The organism is Duganella callida (genome assembly GCF_004614165.1).
Classification (GTDB): domain Bacteria; phylum Pseudomonadota; class Gammaproteobacteria; order Burkholderiales; family Burkholderiaceae_D; genus Rugamonas; species Rugamonas callida.
Window position 1 is genome coordinate 26,671 of sequence record NZ_SPVG01000279.1, and the last position, 18,057, is coordinate 44,727.

At 63.4% G+C, this 18,057-nt stretch carries 19 protein-coding genes; 12 read left to right on the forward strand and 7 right to left on the reverse strand.

Annotated features, from left to right (window positions below; translation table 11 throughout):
* Nucleotides 1-73 precede the first annotated feature (73 nt).
* Together E4L98_RS29580 and E4L98_RS29585 are read left to right on the forward strand one after the other, a co-directional pair.
* Nucleotides 74-421, forward strand: a complete 348-nt coding sequence (locus E4L98_RS29580) for a hypothetical protein (RefSeq protein ID WP_135205123.1) — start codon at nt 74-76, stop codon at nt 419-421.
* On the forward strand, nt 414-1,259 hold the full coding sequence (locus E4L98_RS29585) for an HDOD domain-containing protein (protein WP_135205124.1): 846 nt from the start codon (nt 414-416) through the stop codon (nt 1,257-1,259). Before E4L98_RS29580 ends, E4L98_RS29585 begins: the two co-directional genes overlap by 8 nt.
* A 67-nt stretch (nt 1,260-1,326) precedes the next feature.
* On the opposite strand, the gene E4L98_RS29590 is transcribed toward E4L98_RS29585, so the two are convergent.
* The gene (locus E4L98_RS29590; protein ID WP_135205125.1) at nt 1,327-1,659 is read right to left on the reverse strand and encodes a hypothetical protein; all 333 of its coding nucleotides are present in this window, start codon (nt 1,657-1,659) and stop codon (nt 1,327-1,329) included.
* Nucleotides 1,660-2,038: 379 nt separating this feature from the next.
* On the opposite strand from E4L98_RS29590, the gene E4L98_RS29595 reads away from it, so the two are divergent.
* Nucleotides 2,039-3,130 (forward strand): PhoH family protein, encoded by a 1,092-nt coding sequence (locus tag E4L98_RS29595; RefSeq protein ID WP_135205126.1) that lies wholly within the window; start codon nt 2,039-2,041, stop codon nt 3,128-3,130.
* On the forward strand, nt 3,114-3,581 hold the full coding sequence (gene ybeY, locus E4L98_RS29600; protein ID WP_135205127.1) for an rRNA maturation RNase YbeY: 468 nt from the start codon (nt 3,114-3,116) through the stop codon (nt 3,579-3,581). The genes E4L98_RS29595 and ybeY overlap by 17 nt, the downstream gene beginning before the upstream one ends.
* Here the strand turns inward: ybeY and E4L98_RS29605 are convergent.
* Entirely contained in the window at nt 3,569-3,883 is a 315-nt protein-coding gene (locus tag E4L98_RS29605; protein ID WP_167761489.1) for a YrhB domain-containing protein, read from the reverse strand. The genes ybeY and E4L98_RS29605 overlap by 13 nt on opposite strands.
* Before the next feature lie 230 nt (nt 3,884-4,113).
* Here E4L98_RS29605 and E4L98_RS29610 point away from each other — a divergent pair, with 230 nt between their 5' ends.
* The 7 genes from E4L98_RS29610 to E4L98_RS29640 all read left to right on the forward strand — a co-directional run bounded on the left by E4L98_RS29610 (nt 4,114) and on the right by E4L98_RS29640 (nt 12,004).
* Nucleotides 4,114-4,998, forward strand: coding sequence for a CorC family transporter (locus E4L98_RS29610; protein ID WP_135205129.1), 885 nt, complete (start codon nt 4,114-4,116; stop codon nt 4,996-4,998).
* Complete coding sequence (gene lnt, locus E4L98_RS29615) at nt 4,998-6,569, forward strand: apolipoprotein N-acyltransferase (protein WP_135205130.1); 1,572 nt, start codon at nt 4,998-5,000, stop codon at nt 6,567-6,569. The genes E4L98_RS29610 and lnt overlap by 1 nt, the downstream gene beginning before the upstream one ends.
* 87 nt (nt 6,570-6,656) lie before the next feature.
* Nucleotides 6,657-7,583, forward strand: a complete 927-nt coding sequence (gene glyQ, locus E4L98_RS29620) for a glycine--tRNA ligase subunit alpha (RefSeq protein ID WP_135205131.1) — start codon at nt 6,657-6,659, stop codon at nt 7,581-7,583.
* A gap of 14 nt (nt 7,584-7,597) precedes the next feature.
* Nucleotides 7,598-9,706: a glycine--tRNA ligase subunit beta gene (gene glyS, locus E4L98_RS29625; protein WP_135205132.1), complete on the forward strand. Its 2,109-nt coding sequence runs from the start codon at nt 7,598-7,600 to the stop codon at nt 9,704-9,706.
* Nucleotides 9,707-10,282, forward strand: a complete 576-nt coding sequence (gmhB, locus tag E4L98_RS29630) for a D-glycero-beta-D-manno-heptose 1,7-bisphosphate 7-phosphatase (RefSeq protein ID WP_135205133.1) — start codon at nt 9,707-9,709, stop codon at nt 10,280-10,282.
* A gap of 67 nt (nt 10,283-10,349) precedes the next feature.
* On the forward strand, nt 10,350-11,042 hold the full coding sequence (locus E4L98_RS29635; protein WP_371857312.1) for a lysophospholipid acyltransferase family protein: 693 nt from the start codon (nt 10,350-10,352) through the stop codon (nt 11,040-11,042).
* Between the two features lie 5 nt (nt 11,043-11,047).
* On the forward strand, nt 11,048-12,004 hold the full coding sequence (locus E4L98_RS29640; RefSeq protein ID WP_371857313.1) for a M48 family metallopeptidase: 957 nt from the start codon (nt 11,048-11,050) through the stop codon (nt 12,002-12,004).
* On the opposite strand, the gene E4L98_RS29645 is transcribed toward E4L98_RS29640, so the two are convergent.
* The gene (locus E4L98_RS29645; protein WP_135205136.1) at nt 11,993-12,655 is read right to left on the reverse strand and encodes an NF038120 family PEP-CTERM protein; all 663 of its coding nucleotides are present in this window, start codon (nt 12,653-12,655) and stop codon (nt 11,993-11,995) included. The two genes, E4L98_RS29640 and E4L98_RS29645, sit on opposite strands and share 12 nt — an antisense overlap.
* Nucleotides 12,656-12,774: 119 nt before the next feature.
* Here E4L98_RS29645 and E4L98_RS29650 point away from each other — a divergent pair, with 119 nt between their 5' ends.
* On the forward strand, nt 12,775-12,969 hold the full coding sequence (locus E4L98_RS29650) for a hypothetical protein (protein WP_135205137.1): 195 nt from the start codon (nt 12,775-12,777) through the stop codon (nt 12,967-12,969).
* Here E4L98_RS29650 and waaA read toward each other — a convergent pair.
* The 4 genes from waaA to E4L98_RS29670 are packed head-to-tail and all read right to left on the reverse strand — an operon-like array spanning nt 12,966 to nt 17,783.
* Nucleotides 12,966-14,261: a lipid IV(A) 3-deoxy-D-manno-octulosonic acid transferase gene (waaA, locus tag E4L98_RS29655; RefSeq protein ID WP_135205138.1), complete on the reverse strand. Its 1,296-nt coding sequence runs from the start codon at nt 14,259-14,261 to the stop codon at nt 12,966-12,968. The two genes, E4L98_RS29650 and waaA, sit on opposite strands and share 4 nt — an antisense overlap.
* Nucleotides 14,262-14,263: 2 nt before the next feature.
* Nucleotides 14,264-15,268: a lipopolysaccharide heptosyltransferase I gene (gene waaC, locus E4L98_RS29660; RefSeq protein ID WP_135205139.1), complete on the reverse strand. Its 1,005-nt coding sequence runs from the start codon at nt 15,266-15,268 to the stop codon at nt 14,264-14,266.
* Between the two features lie 3 nt (nt 15,269-15,271).
* Entirely contained in the window at nt 15,272-16,654 is a 1,383-nt protein-coding gene (locus E4L98_RS29665; protein WP_135205140.1) for a phosphomannomutase/phosphoglucomutase, read from the reverse strand.
* 34 nt (nt 16,655-16,688) lie between these two features.
* Nucleotides 16,689-17,783, reverse strand: coding sequence for a glycosyltransferase family 4 protein (locus E4L98_RS29670; protein ID WP_135205141.1), 1,095 nt, complete (start codon nt 17,781-17,783; stop codon nt 16,689-16,691).
* Nucleotides 17,784-18,057 lie beyond the last annotated feature (274 nt).

The window sequence follows — 18,057 nt, forward strand, 5'->3', positions numbered from 1 at the left end:
GGAAGGACTGCATCTTGGCAAGACAATGGTAAGATCGGAAAATATAGTTGGGAAGCAATCGGGAGGGGCAGGCATGACAGGCAATTATCAACAACTGGCGCTGGCCGAGGTGCAGCCGGGCATGGTGCTGTCCGACGAGCTGCTCGACGTGCAGGGCCACGTGCTGCTGCCGCAGGGCACGGTGCTGACCGCCGCCATGCTGGCGTTGATGCCGCGCCACGGCATCGCCGTGCTGCCCATCCTGCGCGACGAAGTGACGCCGGAGATGGTGGCCGCCAGCCAGCAGCACCACGCGGCGCGCATCGCCCAGCTGTTCCGCAAGAACGATCCCGACAGCGGCAGCGACTGGGCCACGGCGACGCTGCGCCGCTTTGTCACCGACTACCGCCTGGGCATGCAGGAGTCCGCGCAAGATGAGTAACGTGCTGAGCTACGACGACGTCGTGCGCAACCTCGACGACCTGCCGTCGCTGCCGGCGGTGGTGATGGAACTGCTGAACAGCATCGACCAGGAAGACCTCGACATCTCGGTGCTGGCCAAGAAAGTGTCGCACGACCAGGCGCTGACCGCCAAGACGCTGCGGCTGGCCAATTCCTCGCTGTACGGGCTGCAGGTCAAGGTCACCACCATCCAGCAGGCCATCACCTTCCTCGGCTTCCAGACCACGCGCAACCTGATCACGGCGGCGGCCGTGACCGGCTGCTTCGCCGAAGGCCACTGCCCCGGCTTCGACCACAAGGCGTTCTGGCGCCACTCGATCGCCACCGCCGCCTGCGCCAAGGTGCTGGCGCGGCAAATGCGCTTCAATCAGGATTATGCGTTCACGGCCGGGCTGCTGCACGACATCGGCCGGCTGGTGCTGGTGGCCTGCTTCCCGAACCAGTATTCGGAAACCATCGCCTGGCGCGAGCAGCACGACTGTTATCTGCTGGAGGCGGAGCGTGCGGTGCTGGGCGTCGACCACGTCGACGCCGGACTGGCGCTGGCGGAGCATTGGAATTTTTCCGACACCATGCGGCTGGCCATCGGCGGCCACCACGACCCGGAAGCGCCGGGCGCCGGCTTTTTAGCCGCGATTATCCACGTGGCGGACGCCATCGTGCATGCGCTCGATCTGGCGCAAGTGAAGGACGACCTGGTCCCTCCGGTATCCACCGTGGCCTGGACCGCGCTGGGCCTCGATGAAGAAGTGTATCTGCAACTGTTCCGCGAAACCGAACTGCAATACGAAGAAATCTCGATGGTGCTGCTGAGCTGACACCTGGCGTGGCTGCCTGCCGACCGGACTCAGTACCGGCGCGGCAGGAGCGGGCGCTCGGGGCGCATCAGTGAGCCGCGATTCCAGGCTCGGCCTTTTTCTCGACTGGACGGTCTTCCGGCTTTGGTCGGCCCTGGGCGTCGGACAAACGGTACTTGGTACGGCGGTCGCCCATCAGATCGCGCAGATCGCGGATGCTCATGCCGGTGACTTCATGCATACGGATCAGCAGCGAAGCGCCGACCGGCAGGCGGTGGTGACGGATCTTGCTGATCACCGGTGGCGCCACTTCGAGCAGGCGGGACAGCGCAGCATCGTTTTTCAATTGCATCTTGCCCAGCAAGACATCCAGCAGGTGGTTGGGGTTGTAGCTTTCCTGAGAAGAGAGAGCGTGTGCCATGATGAGTTCCTCTTTGGTTGGGGTGAACACATAGTGCTGGTTTGGACTTAAGCAAAACTTAGAGAAATTCAACGAAAGTTTGCCGGTCGCGGATTGCCTTTCATGCAAGCTTGATTCTATGCTCAAAGCCTTCCGTTTCCGCCAGCACGCAGCGAGCTAAGATTGTTCGACATCAATCAGTGGCTAGAAACCTTAGCAACAATGCTATTTCATCACATGGGGTCGGAATGTGTCGCACGCAAGAACTTGCAGGAAACAGTTGGGGACAGACCACGATTTTGCAACCTGCGTCGCATGTTGCAAAATCGTGGTCTGTCCCCCAAATACGGTAAACTAGGGTCTATGCCGCCACTGGCGGCCTCTTCACGCAAAGCATCGATTGAAAACCAAAACGCCAGTCCAGCCCCACTACTTCGTCCCGGAGCCGCTCGATAACGCGCGCCTGGCGCACCTGTGCGGCCCCCTCGACGAAAACCTGCGCCAGATTTCCGCCGCGCTGGACGTCACCATTTTCCGCCGCGGCGAGAAGTTCATCGTCAGCGGCCACAACGCCGAGCGCGCGGTCGAGATCCTTGAGCATTTCTACGCGCTGGCCAACAAAGTCGTGCCGATCGAAGAGGTGCAGTTGGCCCTGGTCGAGCAGCGCGCCAGCCACCACCTGCCCGGCGACGTGGTCGTGCCCGCCGATGTCGCTCCGCCCGCCCGCGGCGCCAAGCCGCGCAAGGTCGAGCCGGCGCCGGTGATCGAGATCGACAGCCCGGTGCTGAAGACCCGCCGCAGCGATCTGCGCGGCCGCACGCCGCACCAGATCCGCTATCTGCGCAATATCCTCGAGCACGACATCAGCTTCGGCGTCGGCCCGGCCGGCACCGGCAAGACCTATCTGGCGGTGGCTTGCGCGGTCGATGCGCTCGAACGCGACGCCGTCAAGCGCATCATCCTGACCCGTCCGGCGGTGGAGGCCGGCGAGCGCCTGGGCTTCCTGCCCGGCGATCTGTCGCAGAAGGTCGATCCCTACCTGCGCCCGCTGTACGACGCGCTGTACGACCTGCTCGGCTTTGACCGTACGCAGAAGATGTTCGAAAAGCAGGTGATCGAGATCGCCCCGCTGGCCTACATGCGCGGCCGCACGCTCAACCACGCCTTCGTGATTCTGGATGAGGCGCAAAACACCACGGTCGAGCAGATGAAGATGTTCCTGACCCGTATCGGCTTTGGCAGCAAGGCGGTGGTCACCGGCGACGTCACCCAGGTCGACCTGCACAAGAGCCAGAAGAGCGGCCTGGTGGACGCGATCCAGGTGCTGAAGGACGTGCGCGGCATCGCCTTCAGCCATTTCAACAGCGAGGACGTGGTGCGCCACCCGCTGGTGGCGCGCATCGTCGACGCTTACGAAACCGCCCACAACCATGAAGCGGAAATCGCTCCCCTCCTCAAAGCCACGGCCCTCAAAAATGTCCGCAAAAAATAAACTGACGCTGTCGGTGCAGTATGCCGACCCGCGCCTGCAGGAAAGCATCACCCGTCCGAAAATCCGCCGCTGGGTGCAGGCCGCGCTGTTCGCGCCGGCCGAGCTGACCATCCGCTTCGTCGACGCCGAAGAAGGCCGCGAACTCAACCGCGAATACCGCGGCAAGGATTACGCCACCAATGTGCTGACCTTTGCCTACAACGAGGGCGAGGAAGCATTGCCGGACGACGCGCCCACCCAGGCCGACATCATCCTGTGCACCGACGTGCTGGAAAAGGAAGCGGCCGAGCAGAAAAAAACCGTGGAAGAGCACACCGCCCACCTGATCGTGCACGGCGTGCTGCACGCCCAGGGTTACGACCACATGGACGACGCGGAAGCGGCCGAGATGGAGGGTCTGGAAACGGAAATCCTGGCGGAGCTAGGTTACGCCGATCCTTACGCCGAATGATTTTGTCGTGCCTGCGCCTGCTGGCGAGATGGCATTTTTGCGATCACCTCTTCCCACGGCTCGACGCTGGGGAGCATGATGACAGTGCCATTCCGGAGCACCATCAGCGGACCGTTGCCTGCCAACGCAGTCAGATAGTCGCCAGTGCGTACAAAATCCGCTGAGTTGAAGAAAAACACCCAGCCTTGCTCAATCTCACGCACTTCATGGGTCAGCGCAAAATCGTCGCCCGCAGCGTCCGCAAGTTCATGGACCTTTGCTGTTGCGATCTGCACTGCTGCATCACGGCTAATCGTGTCCATTACTTTGTCCCGCGTTGAAAACATGAGCCACGCTTCCCTTCCTGGCACCGTACACGATGACGCGACTACCGTCGCCAGCCGCCAACAAGGCTTGCGTCACACTGATAGTATCGCATGGCGCACTGGCAAGCAGCGCACCCGTGCAGAGTTGCTGTTTTTTTGACAAAAATCTGCTATCTTGAGCTTTTGGTGTATCCTATACCCCTTCGAAACAATGGCTCACGCCTCCTATGCAAGAGCACTCTAGTAGCGTCAAGACTGACGCTAAACCCCACAGGTCGCTGTTTGAACGGCTGACCGCCCTGATCTCCCCTGAGCCCGAGAACCGCTCGGAGCTGCTCGAAGTTCTGCACGACGCCCACGAACGCAACCTGATCGACGCCGACGCCCTGTCGATGATCGAGGGCGTGTTCCAGGTGTCCGACCTGTCGGCGCGCGACATCATGATCCCGCGCTCGCAAATGGACGTGATCGATATTTCCAAGCCCATCGAGGAATGGCTGCCGCTGGTGCTGCACACCGCCCACTCGCGCTTCCCCGCCATCGAGGGCGAACGCGACAAGGTGGTCGGCATCCTGCTGGCCAAGGACCTGCTGCGTTACTACGCCGAGGAATCGTTCGACGTGCGCGACATGCTGCGCCCGGCCATCTTCATCCCCGAATCCAAGCGCTTGAATGTGCTGCTGCGCGACTTCCGCGCCAACCACAATCACATGGCCATCGTGGTCGACGAGTACAGCGGCGTGGCCGGCCTGATCACCATCGAGGACGTGCTGGAACAGATCGTCGGCGACATCGAGGACGAGTACGATTTCGACGAAGAGGAAGACAACATCCTGTCGATCCGCGAAGGCCAGCACGGCCCGCGCTGGCGCGTCAAGGCGCTGACCGAGATCGAGCAGTTCAACGAAGAGCTGGACACCTCGCTGCCGGACGACGACGTCGACACCATCGGCGGCCTGGTGGCCAAGCACCTGGGCCGCATGCCGCACAAGGGCGACACCTTCGAGTTCGACAACCTGCGCTTCGAAGTGCTGCGCGCCGACGCGCGCCAGATCCACGTGCTGACGGTCGAGAAATTGCCGCCCGCGCCCGCCCACGACGACGACGCATAATGCGCTTTCGCCGCAAAGATCCCAACGCCCCGCCCTCGCCGCCACGCTCGACCCGCAGCCGGATGACCATCACCGGCATCGCGGGCGCGCTGTGCGTGTTCGCGTTCGCGCCGTTCGGCTGGTGGCCGCTGGAAATCCTCGGCCTGGCCGTGCTGTTCTACCAGGTACTGCGCAGCCCCGGCCACAAGGCCGCCGCCGCCGCCGGCTGGGCCTTCGGCGCCGGCTGGACCATCGCCGGCGTGCACTGGCTGTACGTCTCCATGCACACCTACGGCGCCATGCCGGCGCCGCTGGCCGCGCTGGCCGTGGTGCTGCTGGGCGCCGCCATGGGCATCTACGGCGGCATCGCCATGGGCCTGGCGTTCCGCCTGCGCCAGCGTTGGGCCTTGTCGCTGCCGGCCTCCAACCTGCTGCTGCTGCCCGCCATGTGGGCGCTGTTCGAATGGATACGCGGCTGGCTGTTCACCGGCTTCCCGTGGCTGTCGTCGGGCTATGCCCACAACCACAGCCCGCTGTCCGGCTACGCCCCCGTGATCGGCATGTACGGCCTGGGCTGGCTGGCGGCCGTGATGGCCGGCGCCCTGCTGTTGCTGCTGCACCGCAGCCGCCTGCGCGCGGGCGGTTTGATCATCGCCATCTGCGTCGCCGGCGTGGGACTGAGCTTCCTGCAATGGACCTACCCCGAGGGCAAGCCGATCTCGGTGCGCCTGCTGCAGGGGAATATCCCGCAGGACGAGAAATTCAACGGCGCCAAGGTGCTGTCCACCATGAAGCAGTACCAGGACGCCATCACCGCCGCGCCGGCCGACCTGATCGCCACGCCGGAAACCGCCATCATCATGCTGCCGCAGCAGCTGCCGCCCGATTACCTGTCGGGCATCGCGCAGTTCCTCAACAAGACCGGCAGCAACCTGATCCTGGGCATCTTCACGGCCGACAGCCAGACCGCCTATTTCAACAGCGTGATCGGCATCCCGTCGAAACTGGGCTCCAGCTACTACCGCTACAACAAGCACCACCTGGTGCCGTACGGCGAGTTCATTCCATACGGCTTCCGCTGGTTCGTCAACCTGATGTCGATCCCGCTGGGCGACATGACCAGCGGCCAGGAGATCCAGCCGGCGTTCGCCATCAAGGACCAGCGCGTACTGCCCAACATCTGCTACGAGGACTTGTTCGGCGAGGAGATCGCCGGTCAGCTGAATCACCCGGCGCAGGGCCAGAAGCCCGCCACGCTGCTGCTCAACACCTCCAACCTGGCCTGGTTCGGCGACACCATCGCCATTCCGCAGCATTTGCAGATCTCGCAGATGCGCAGCCTGGAAACCGGCCGTCCCATGCTGCGGGCGACCAACACCGGGGCCACCGCCATCATCAACGGCGAAGGCAAGGTGGTGCAGCAGCTGCCGGCCAACACCCTGGGCACGCTGGCCGCCAGCGTCCAGGGTACGGCCGGCAGCACGCCGTACATCCTGTGGGGGAATAAGCTGTTCCTGGCGCTGCTGGCATTGGCGCTGGGCGGCGCCTGGTTCGGCGGCCGGCACGCAAAAAAGCGCGGCCAGGCCGCTTAATCCTTCAGGGTCCCGACAAAAACCGCTAAAATCACCTTTTTAGCGAAACTGCAACCGCGCGCCCGGGCGCGCCACCGACGACACAAGATGCTGACATTCCAACAAATCATCCTGACCTTGCAAACCTACTGGGACAAGCAAGGCTGCGCCCTGCTCCAGCCATACGACATGGAAGTGGGCGCCGGCACCTTCCACACCGGCACCTTCCTGCGCGCGATCGGTCCCGAGCCATGGCGCGCCGCCTACGTCCAGCCTTCGCGCCGCCCGAAAGACGGCCGCTATGGCGAGAACCCGAACCGCGGCCAGCACTACTACCAGTACCAGGTGGTGATGAAACCGGCGCCGGAAAACATCCTCGACCTGTATCTGGGTTCGCTGGAGGCGCTGGGCCTGGACCTGAAGCAGAACGATGTGCGTTTCGTCGAAGACGACTGGGAATCGCCGACCCTGGGCGCCTGGGGCCTGGGTTGGGAAGTCTGGCTGAACGGCATGGAGGTGACCCAGTTCACCTACTTCCAGCAGGTCGGCGGCCTCGATTGCAAGCCGGTGCTGGGCGAGATCACCTATGGCGTCGAGCGTCTGGCCATGTACCTGCAGGGCGTCGAGAACATGTATGACCTGGTGTGGACCACCTGGGAAGAGAATGGCGAGACCAAGGTGCTGAAATACGGCGACGTGTTCCACCAGAACGAAGTCGAACAGTCGGCCTACAACTTCGAGCACTCCAACACCGAGCTGCTGTTCTCGCAGTTTAACAACCACGAATCCGAAGCCAAGCGCCTGATCGAAGCGCAGCTGACGCTGCCGGCTTATGAACAGATCATGAAGGCTTCGCACAGCTTCAACCTGCTGGACGCGCGCGGCGCCATCTCCGTGACCGAGCGCGCCGCCTATATCGGCCGTGTGCGCGCCCTGTCGCGCCTGGTCGCGCAGGCTTACTACGATTCGCGTGAGCGCCTGGGCTTCCCCATGGTCCCCAAGACCGCCGCCGTTGCTGACGCAGTTGCAAAATAAACGATATAAACGATATGACTCAAACTCTGCTCATCGAACTGCTGACCGAAGAACTGCCGCCCAAGGCCCTGGCCAAACTGGGCAAGGCTTTCGCGGACGGCATCGTCAACGGCCTGAAATCGCGCGACTTCCTGGAAGCCGACAGCGTCGCCACCGCCTACGCCACCCCGCGCCGCCTGGCGGTCTCGATTACCAAGGTGCGCGCCGTCTCGCCGGACAAAATGATTCGCGAAAAAATTCTGCCTGTTAGTGTCGCGCTAGACGCCGCCGGAGCTCCGTCTGCGCCACTGCTCAAGAAGCTTGCCGCCATGAGCCTTTCGCACATCAGCGTGGCCGACATGGAGCGCGCACAAGACGGTAAAGCAGAAAGCTTCTTCTACACATCTATGGCCGCCGGCAGCCACCTGATCGTCGGCTTGCAATCCGCGCTGGAAGACTCGATCGAAAAGTTGCCAATCCCCAAAGTCATGAGCTATCAGCGTCCGAACGGCGAAACCGTGCAATTCGTGCGCCCGGCCCACGCTTTGATCGCACTGCATGGTGACAGCGTGGTGCCGCTGGCAATTCTAGGCTTAGAGGCGTCCAACGTCACCGAAGGCCACCGTTTCCTGACCGCGCCGGGCCAGCGCGCGGTCACCATCGCCCACGCCGACGCCTACGCCGCCACCTTGAAGGAACAGGGCAAGGTACTGGCCTCGGTCGAACAGCGCAAGGAACAGATCCGCGCCGAACTGCTGGCCAAGGCCGGCGCCGACCAGGTGCTGATGCCGGAAGCGCTGCTGGACGAAGTGGCCGCGCTGGTCGAGTGGCCGGTGGTCTACGAATGCAAGTTCGAGGACGAATTCCTGGCCGTGCCGCAGGAATGCCTGATCCTGACCATGCAGACCAACCAGAAATACTTCGCGCTGACCGACACCAACGGCAAGCTGCGCTCGCGCTTCCTGATTGTCTCCAACATCGCCACCGACACCCCGGCCGCCATCATCGACGGCAATGAGCGCGTGGTGCGTCCGCGCCTGTCGGACGCCAAATTCTTCTTCGAGCAGGACAAGAAGAAGACCCTGGAATCGCGCCTGCCGCTGCTCAAGAACGTGGTCTACCACAACAAGCTGGGCACCCAGGCCGAACGCAGCGAGCGCGTGACCGCGCTGGCCGGCGCCATCGCCGCCAAGCTGGGCGCCGACGTGGCTTTGACCGAACGCGCCGCCAAGCTGTCGAAGGCCGACCTGCTGACCGACATGGTGGGCGAATTCCCCGAGCTGCAAGGCATCATGGGCACCTACTACGCCCGCAACGACGGCGAACCGGAAGACGTGGCGCTGGCCGCTTCCGAGCATTACCAGCCGCGCTTCGCCGGCGACGCCCTGCCGTCCACCGTCACCGGCACCGCCGTGGCGCTGGCCGACAAACTGGAAACCCTGGTCGGCATCTGGGCCATCGGCCTGCAGCCGACCGGCGACAAGGACCCGTTCGCGCTGCGCCGCCACGCCCTGGGCGTGCTGCGCATGCTGATCGAAAAGCGCCTGTCGCTGTCGATCTCCGGTCTCCTCTCCGATGCGGCCAAACAGTTCGGCGCCGTCGCCGGCTTCAAGGACCCGACCGCCGACGTCGGCGCATTCATGCTGGACCGCCTGCGCGGCATCCTGCGCGAGCGCGGCTTCTCGGTCAACGAGATCGAAGCCGTGGTGGCGCAGAACCCGGACCGCCTGGACGACATCGTGCAGCGCCTGGAAGCGGTGCAAGCCTTCGCCGCGCTGCCGGAATCGGCCTCGCTGGCCGCCGCCAACAAGCGCATCACCAACATCCTGAAGAAGAACGAGGAAGCCCTGGCCGCCGTCGGCGAACATGGCGTCAACTTCGCGCTGCTGCAGGACACCGCCGAGAAGAACCTGAACGCCGCCGTGGTGCGCGTGCTGCCGGAAATCGACGCCGCCTTCAATCGGGGCGACTTCGCCGGCACGCTGAAGACCCTGGCCCAGCTGAAGGAGGAAGTCGATGCCTTCTTCAACGACGTGATGGTGATGGCGGACGATGTCGCGCTGCGCAACAACCGTCTGGCCTTGCTGTCCTCCCTGCACGGGATGATGAACCGCGTGGCCGACATTTCGAAACTGGCGGTGTAAATGGGTGCGCCGAAACTGATCATCCTCGATCGCGACGGCGTCATTAATCATGATTCGCCGGACTTCATCAAGTCGCCGGCGGAGTGGATCCCGGTCCCCGGTTCGCTGGAAGCGATCGCCCGCCTGAACCAGGCGGGCTACCGGGTGGTGGTGGCGTCGAACCAGTCGGGCATCGCCCGCGAGTTCTTCGACATGACCATTTTGAACGCCATCCACAAGAAGATGCACGACATGGCGCAGCAGGTGGGCGCCACCATCGACGCGGTGTTCTTCTGCCCGCACGCGGCGGCCGACAACTGCGACTGCCGCAAGCCCAAGCCGGGCATGTTCACAGAAATCTCGCAGCGCTATAAAATCAACCTGAAAGGCGTGCCGGTGGTCGGCGATTCGCTGCGCGACCTGCAGGCCGGTTACGTCAGCGGTTGCGTGCCTTACCTGGTCTTGACCGGGAAAGGCGAAAAGACCCAGGCCACCGGCGGTCTGCCGCCGGGCACCATGATCTTCCCCGACCTGTCGGCGATGGTCACGCACCTGCTGAAGACCAGTACCCCGCCTGCGCTGCATATCGTAAGCTAACCCCATTTTGGAGTCCGCATTGGGTCACCCAGTATTGTTTGTCCGTTCCCTGATTTTCACCATCGTCATGGTGGTGGCGACCATCATCTGGTCCTGCGTGTGCTTTCTGGCGGCGCCTTTGCCCTACCGGCAGCGCTTCTACATCACCTCGCGCTGGAACGTGTTCATCATCTGGTGCCTCAAGGTGATCTGCGGCATACGCTATGAAATCCGCGGCCGCGAAAACCTGCCGGACGCACCGGCCATCCTGCTGTCCAAGCACCAGTCGGCGTGGGAGACCATCACCCTGCTGCCGTCCATGCCGCGTCCATTGGTGTTCGTGTTCAAGAAGGAGATTTTGTATATTCCCTTCTTCGGCTGGGCGATGGCGCTGCTGCGCATGATCCCGATCGACCGCAAGCGCGGCAGCAACGCCTTCAAGGACGTGGTCCGCCACGGCAAGCGCCGCCTGGCGCAAGGGCTGTGGATCATCATGTTCCCGGAGGGGACGCGCATTCCGGTCGGCCAGGCCGGCAAGTACAAGAGCGGCGGCACGCGGCTGGCGATCGCCACCGGCGCGCTGGTGGTGCCGATTGCCCACAATTCGGGCGAGTGCTGGCCAAAAAACTCTTTCATCAAACGGCCCGGCCTTGTTACAGTATCGATAGGCAAGCCAATTTCGCCGGAGGGCCAGACGCCCGACGGCTTGATGCAACAGGTGGAAACTTGGATAGAATCAGAAATGCGCGTCATTTCGCCCCACGCCTACAGCGCTGGCTAGACGACCTGGTGACGGCGGTCAAACCGGCGACCGCTGATACCAGCCAGCTGGACCTGTTTGGACGGGAGGGGCAATCGCCACCCAGGAACGTGTACACCACGCCGGTGTGGTCGGTTCCGGCCTCCCCATCCTCATCGCAGCAACCGCCTCCTGTTTCTCCCTACGTCGCCCCGCAGGTGACGCCCGTCCCGGTCAAGAACCGCCCGCTGGTGGCGCCGCCCCCGGACCAGCCGCCCAAGCGCCAGCTGATGCTGGGCGATTTCATCGTCGAATACGACCTGCGCCGCTCGACGCGCAAATCGATCGGCTTCATGATCGACGACGACGGCCTGCGCGTGACCGCGCCCAAGCGCGTGACCATCGCCGAAATCGACGACGCCATCCGCACCAAGCAGCAGTGGATCCTGACCAAGCTGAAAGAGCGCCGCGAACGACGCGCGGTGCGCCTGCAAAAGCCGCCGGTGGAATGGGTGGACGGCACCCAGCTGCCCTATCTGGGCGGCGAGATCACCCTGCGCCTGCTGGTGGGTGGCCGCAACCGATCGCTCTACAATCCGGCCACGCGCGAACTGGCGATCACCCTGCTGCCCGGCGCCAGCGAGGAGGCGCTGAAGGAACGGGTGAAATCCTGGTATCAGGTCGAGGCGCGCGCGCTATTCGAACAGCGTCTGGACCTGTACGCGGCGCGGCTGGGGGTACGCTACAGCGCCTTCGGCCTGACCTCGGCCGGCACGCGCTGGGGCTCGTGCACGGCCGACCGCAAGATCCGCCTGAACTGGAAGCTGATTTATTTCTCGCTGCCGCTGATCGACTACGTGGTCGCCCACGAACTGGCGCACATCCTGGAGATGAACCACAGCCCACAGTTCTGGGCCAACGTCGGCCGCATCTATCCCGAGTATGAGGAAGCGAAAAATCTGCTGCGCCGCCGCTCGCAGGAGCTACCTGTATTATTTCCCTGAACGACGCCGCCGCAAGCCCGCGATGAAAGCCACGCCGGCCAACAACATCGCATATTCCGATGGTTCGGGAACCGGGACGGCGATGATATTGTCCAATGTGAAGGAATTAAACGCTTCATCCGAACTGCCGCTGGCACTGAAAGTAATTGACACCAGGTTGGTGAAGGAACCACCGGCGCTGAAACTGGTCAGATTCAAACGGCCATCAGCGTTTGAGGAACGATCGATGAGAAATGACTGATAGACGGTCTGTCCATCAGCACGTCGGCCCACCACGTCAATCTTCGTCGGAATAAAAGCGGCAAATTCTGGATCCGATGACAGATTAAAGTTAAAGCCACCACCCCCATCAAATTTCTTGAAATCAAATGCGCCGCCGCCGGCGTAGGTCATAGTCAACGCAGCAGGCGAATTCCCCGCGACAAACACATTTGTACCATTGTACGGGCACGCCGGGTCACAGTAGGCTCCATCGGCGACGTAGCCTATGAATTCGGGAGACGAGAAATTAAATGCACCGGACGAAAAATCCTTCTCGTTGGAATAGATAGGCACATCTTCAAACGTCACCGTATCGGCGTGGGCGGCGCCAACCATATAAACACCCGTGGCGAATAACGCCGCGTTGACACACATCTGCAGTTTTTTCATGACTAACCTTGTGTTAAAGAAAAAGTTTACAACGGGCACAAACTTAACAGAAGGTAATGAAAGGCCAAGTAATGAACAGGGTGACAAAATGGGGGCAAATTTAGATTACGGGAACCGATATGAATACTACACACGACGCGCCGTTAAACCCCGGCGACGATGCACCGGCCGGCACGCCCGGCACGGGCGAAGATGTGTGCCCGGTCTGTCACGGCACCGGAACACTGATGGATGAAGACGATGACGGCGGCGGCCAGCCCTGCCCCAACTGCGGCGGCACGGGCGTGGTTATCGAAGGGGTGGGCGGCGGTTAGACGCCGCGCATCAGCCCCGGCAGCAACGCCAGCGTGCGGCGGGTGGCGCCGCGGTGCTGGTTGGCGAAACTGAGCGCGTTGTCGCCCATGGCGGCGCGAGCGTCGGCGTCGCTCAGCAGGCGGGCGGCGGCACGCATCAGGGTGGGGGCGTCGGCGATGCGTTCGGCGCCGCCGGCGGCCAGCGCATCTTCGGTGACCAGCGCGAAATTGAAGGTATGTTCGCCGATCAGCACCGGCTTGCCCAGCGCGGCCGGTTCGATCAGGTTCTGACCGCCCAGTGGCAGCAGGCTGCCGCCGACAAAGGCGACGTCGCAGGCCGCGTAGTAGGCGAACATTTCGCCCATCGAGTCGCCCAGCAGCACGTCCACGCTGTGCGGCATGGCGCCGCCGTCCAGTGCCAGATTGCTGCGGCGCTCCACCGTCAGGCCGCGCGCGGCGATCATGTTTTTCACTTCGTCGAAGCGCTGCGGATGGCGCGGCACGATCAGCAGCAGCGTGTCCGCCGGCAGCGCGGCGCGGGCACCCATATACGCTTGCAGGATCAGTTCCTCCTCGCCTTCGCGGGTGGAGGCGCACAGCAGCACCGGGCGCTCGCCGATGGCGGCGCGCAGCGCAGCGCCGATGGCCAGCGCCGCATCGGGCACCACCACGTCGAATTTGATGCTGCCGGTGACTTCCACTTTGGGCACGCCCAGCGAACGCACGCGCTGCGCATCGGCTTCGGTCTGCGCGGCGACCAGCGAGATGCCGCGCGCGGCATTGCGCATCAGGGAACCCAGACGCTGCGCCTTGCGCAGCGAACGCTCCGACAGACGCGCATTGGCCAGCACCACCGGCACGCCCTTGGCGCCGCAGACGGCGATCAGATTGGGCCAGACTTCGGTTTCCATCAGGATGCAGACCTGCGGACGGAAGTGACGAATGAAACGCGACACCATGCTGCCCGTGTCGTACGGCAGATAGGATTGCACCAGCCGCTCGCCATGCTTGGCAAACAGCGCCTTGCCCGTCGCACGGCCGGTGGGCGTCATGTGAGTCAGCACGATGCGGCTGTACGGATACTCGGCCAGTAATGCGTCGACCAGCGGCTCGGCGGCGCGCGTCTCGCCCACCGAGACGGCATGCACCCACAGCACCGGCCCGCCGGCAGCGATCGCGTTGGCGCGCCCGTAGAAACCCAGACGCTCGCCCCAGTGCTGGCGATAGCCAGGCTCCTTGCGGCCGCGCAGCCACAAACGGGTCAGCACCAGCGGCAAGGCCAGCCACCACACCAGGGAATAGAGCAGCCGCATGATCAGCCCAACAGACTGCGACACGCAGCCAGCACTTCCGCCACCGATGGCGGCGTGCCCTGGTCGCCCAGGTTGATGATGCGCGGCGACCAGTTGCCCTCGGTCTTCCAGCGCGGCGAATCGGCGTAGATTTCCACCGTCGGCCGCACGAAGGCGGCGGCGATGTGCACCAGGCCCGTGTCCACGCCGACCACCAGCGTCGCGCGCCGCGCCACCATGATGGCGTCGGCCATCGACAGTTTCGGCAGCACGCGCGCATTCGGCAGGCCGGCGGCCAACTGCTCGGCTTCCGCCTTTTCTTTCGGCGAACCCCATGGCAGCAGGATGGTCATCGGCGCCAGTTCGCGCCCCAGCGCGATCCAGTTTTCAGGCGCCCACTTCTTGGCGTCGCGCGCCGTGCCGTGGAAGAAGACGACATACGATTCCGGCATCCACTCGGGACGCGGCGTATCGTCCGGCACCGACGGCAAGCCGAAGTCGGCCGGCGTATCGACCGCGTAGCCCAGCGCCGCGCCGGCGACGATGCGGCCGCGCGCCACCGCGTGCGTGCGCGGCTCGGTCGGGATGCTCAGGTGATGGAAGATGCGCGAGATGCCCTCGTATCCCGAACCTTCGCTGCCGTTGGCCAGGCCGACCTTGCGGCCGCCCTTGACCACACGCGCGGCGCCCATGATGATGCCGGTCTTGAGCAGCCCCTGGGTGTCGAACACGTAGTCGTACTCCTGCTGGCGCAGGGTACGGAAGAACGACTTGATCTCGGCCCGCGTCTCCACCTTGCCGAGGCTCTTGCGCCAGCGACGCAGCGCGAACGGAATCACATTGCGCACGCGCGCATTCATGCGCACCAGGCTGACGAAGCCCTCCTCCACCACCCAGTCGATGTTCGCGTCCGGGAAGTGGCGGGCAATGTCGGCCACCATCGGCATGTTATGCAGCACGTCGCCCAGCGACGATACGCGCACCAGCAAAATGTTCAACGGCTTGCCGCCGCGCGCCTGCGTCGCCATGGCTTAGAAAGGCAGTTCGGCGTCCGGCTTGGCGGCCAGGATCACATCGCGGAACTGGCCCTGGATGCGTTCCAGCGCGGCCGGCGTTTCGGCCTCGAAGCGCATCACGATCACCGGCGTGGTGTTCGACGAACGCGCCAGGCCAAAGCCGTCCGCATATTCGACGCGCAGACCGTCGATATCGATGATGCGCTCATTGCCGGGGAACCTGGCGTCGGCGCGCAGCTTGTCCATCAGCGCGAAGTTCTCGCCTTCCTTCAGGTGCAGGTGCAGCTCCGGGGTGCTGTCCGACTGCGGCAGGGCGTTCAGCAGCGCCGACGGATCCTTTTCCTTGGTCAGGATTTCCAGCATGCGCGCGCCGGCGTACAGGCCGTCGTCGAAGCCGTACCAGCGGTCCTTGAAGAAGATATGGCCACTCATCTCGCCGCCCAGCGGCGAACCGGTTTCCTTCAGCTTGGCCTTGACCAGCGAATGGCCGGTCTTGTACATCAGCGCCTTGCCGCCGGCCTTCTCGATGTACGGCGCCAGGTGACGGGTGCACTTCACGTCGTACAGGATCTCGGCGCCGGGATTGCGCGACAGGACGTCGGCCGCGAACAGCATCATCTGGCGGTCCGGGAAGATGATCTGGCCATCCTTGGTGACGATGCCCAGGCGGTCGCCGTCGCCGTCGAAGGCCAGGCCGATTTCGGCGTCGGTCTCCTGCAGGCAGCGGATCAGGTCCTGCAGGTTTTCCGGGTGCGCCGGATCCGGGTGGTGGTTGGGGAAATTACCGTCCACTTCGCAGAACAGCTCGATCACTTCGCAGCCCATGCCGCGATACAGGTCGCCGGCGAATGCGCCCGCCACGCCGTTGCCGCAATCGACGGCGATCTTGATCGGACGCGCGATCTTCACGTCGCCGATGATGCGCTGCAGGTACTCGGCGCGGATATCGTAGGTGCTGTAAGCGCCCGGCGTGGCCGATGGCTGGCCGTCGTGCGCCAGGATGCTGTCGTACAGACCGGTGATGGCGTCGCCGTAGATCGCTTCGCCGGCCAGCACCATCTTGAAGCCGTTGTAGTCCGGCGGATTGTGGCTGCCGGTGACCATGATGCCCGACGCGGCGCCCAGCACATTGGTGCCGAAGTACACCATCGGCGTGGCCACCACGCCCAGGTCGATCACGTCCACGCGGGCCGACTGCAGGCCCGCGGCCAGCGCCTTGGCCAGCGCCGGGCCGGACAGGCGGCCGTCACGGCCGATCACCACTTTCTTTTCGCCCTTGGCCAGCGCGGCGCGGCCGAACGCGGCGCCGATCTGCTGTGCCACGCCGGCGTCCAGGGTTTTATCGATGATGCCGCGGATATCGTAAGCTTTGAAAATCGTTTTGGAGAGATTGACCATGATGTGAGCGTGGAAGGTGGAAATGGCAATTGTATCAATGTTTTTTATGGCGGATCATCCAGCGCGGCGCCTTGAAACGCACGATGCGCACGTAAATCCAGATGTAGCTGCCGATGAACAGCAGGCAGGACAGCATCAACACCCAGGTATGGCGCCAGAACACCGTGGCCGGGATCACCGCCATCAGCGAGAACAGCCACAGATACGGCGAGGTCAGCGAATTGCGGCGGATCAGCGCGCGCGCCTCCTTGCGACCGACCGCCCACTGCACCACGCGGCGGAAAATCAGGCTGTGCAGGTGGATACCGTCCGGCATGGCCGGCGACTTGCCGCGCACGAACATGCGACGGTAGACCGAGAACAGCGTCTCGAACGCCGGATAAATCAGCAGCAACGCGGCATACCAGGTCGACACCTGCGGATTGCGCATCACCAGCAGCAGGGCCAGTTCGCCGAGCATGAAGCCGATGAAATACGCGCCGCCATCGCCGAGGAAAATCAGGCCGACCGGATAGTTCCAGATCAGGAAACCGGCGGTGGCGCCAGCCACCATCAGCGCCGCGATCAGCACGAACATGTCGTTGACCTGCAGCGCGACATAACCGAGCGACAGCAGCATGCAAATCACCACCACGCTGGCCAGGCCGTTGAAGCCGTCGATGATATTGACCGCATTGGCGATGCCGGCCACAGCCAGCACGGTCAGCGGCAGGGTCAGCCAGACGTAGGGCAGCGGCCAGACCGAGAACATCCAGTCGAGCCGGTCGATGCGGGCGTCGAGCAGGAAATAGCCGAGGGTGGCGGCGGTCATGGTCAGCAGCAGCCGGCGCAGCGCGGAGACGCGGCCGGTGTAGTCTTCGACGATGCCGCCGACGAAGGCCACCGAGGCGCAGGCCAGCAGCGACAGCAGCAACTGGCTCAGCACAGGCACGCGCCAGATGGAAATGGCCGAACTGAGCGCGACCGCCACAAAAATCGGCAGCCCGCCGATGCGGGCGACATCATGGACGTGGACTTTTTGCACGCCATGGAAATCGGTGTCCAGGGCCGGACCGTGCAATCTCGCTTCTTTGATCACCAACAGCGTCAACAGTGCGGAAGCGATAAAGCTCAGTAGGAAGGAAAACATATTCTTTTTAGAAGTCTGCGTTGTATCGCAACACGAAGCATTATCATGACGCCAACTGCGGATTGTACAGGATCGGCGGCATGATATCAGCCGCGCCCCGGCTGGCTGAGCAAGCTTACCAATCGATACACTTCGGGGACAGACCACGTTTTTGCAATATTGCGAAAACGTGGTCTGTCCCCGAGTTTCGCCGAATCTCAGCGCATGCAGAGGTGCAGCGCGGTTTTCCAGTCGGGCAGGTGGCAGAAGCGCGCCATCAGGCGCTCGGACGACA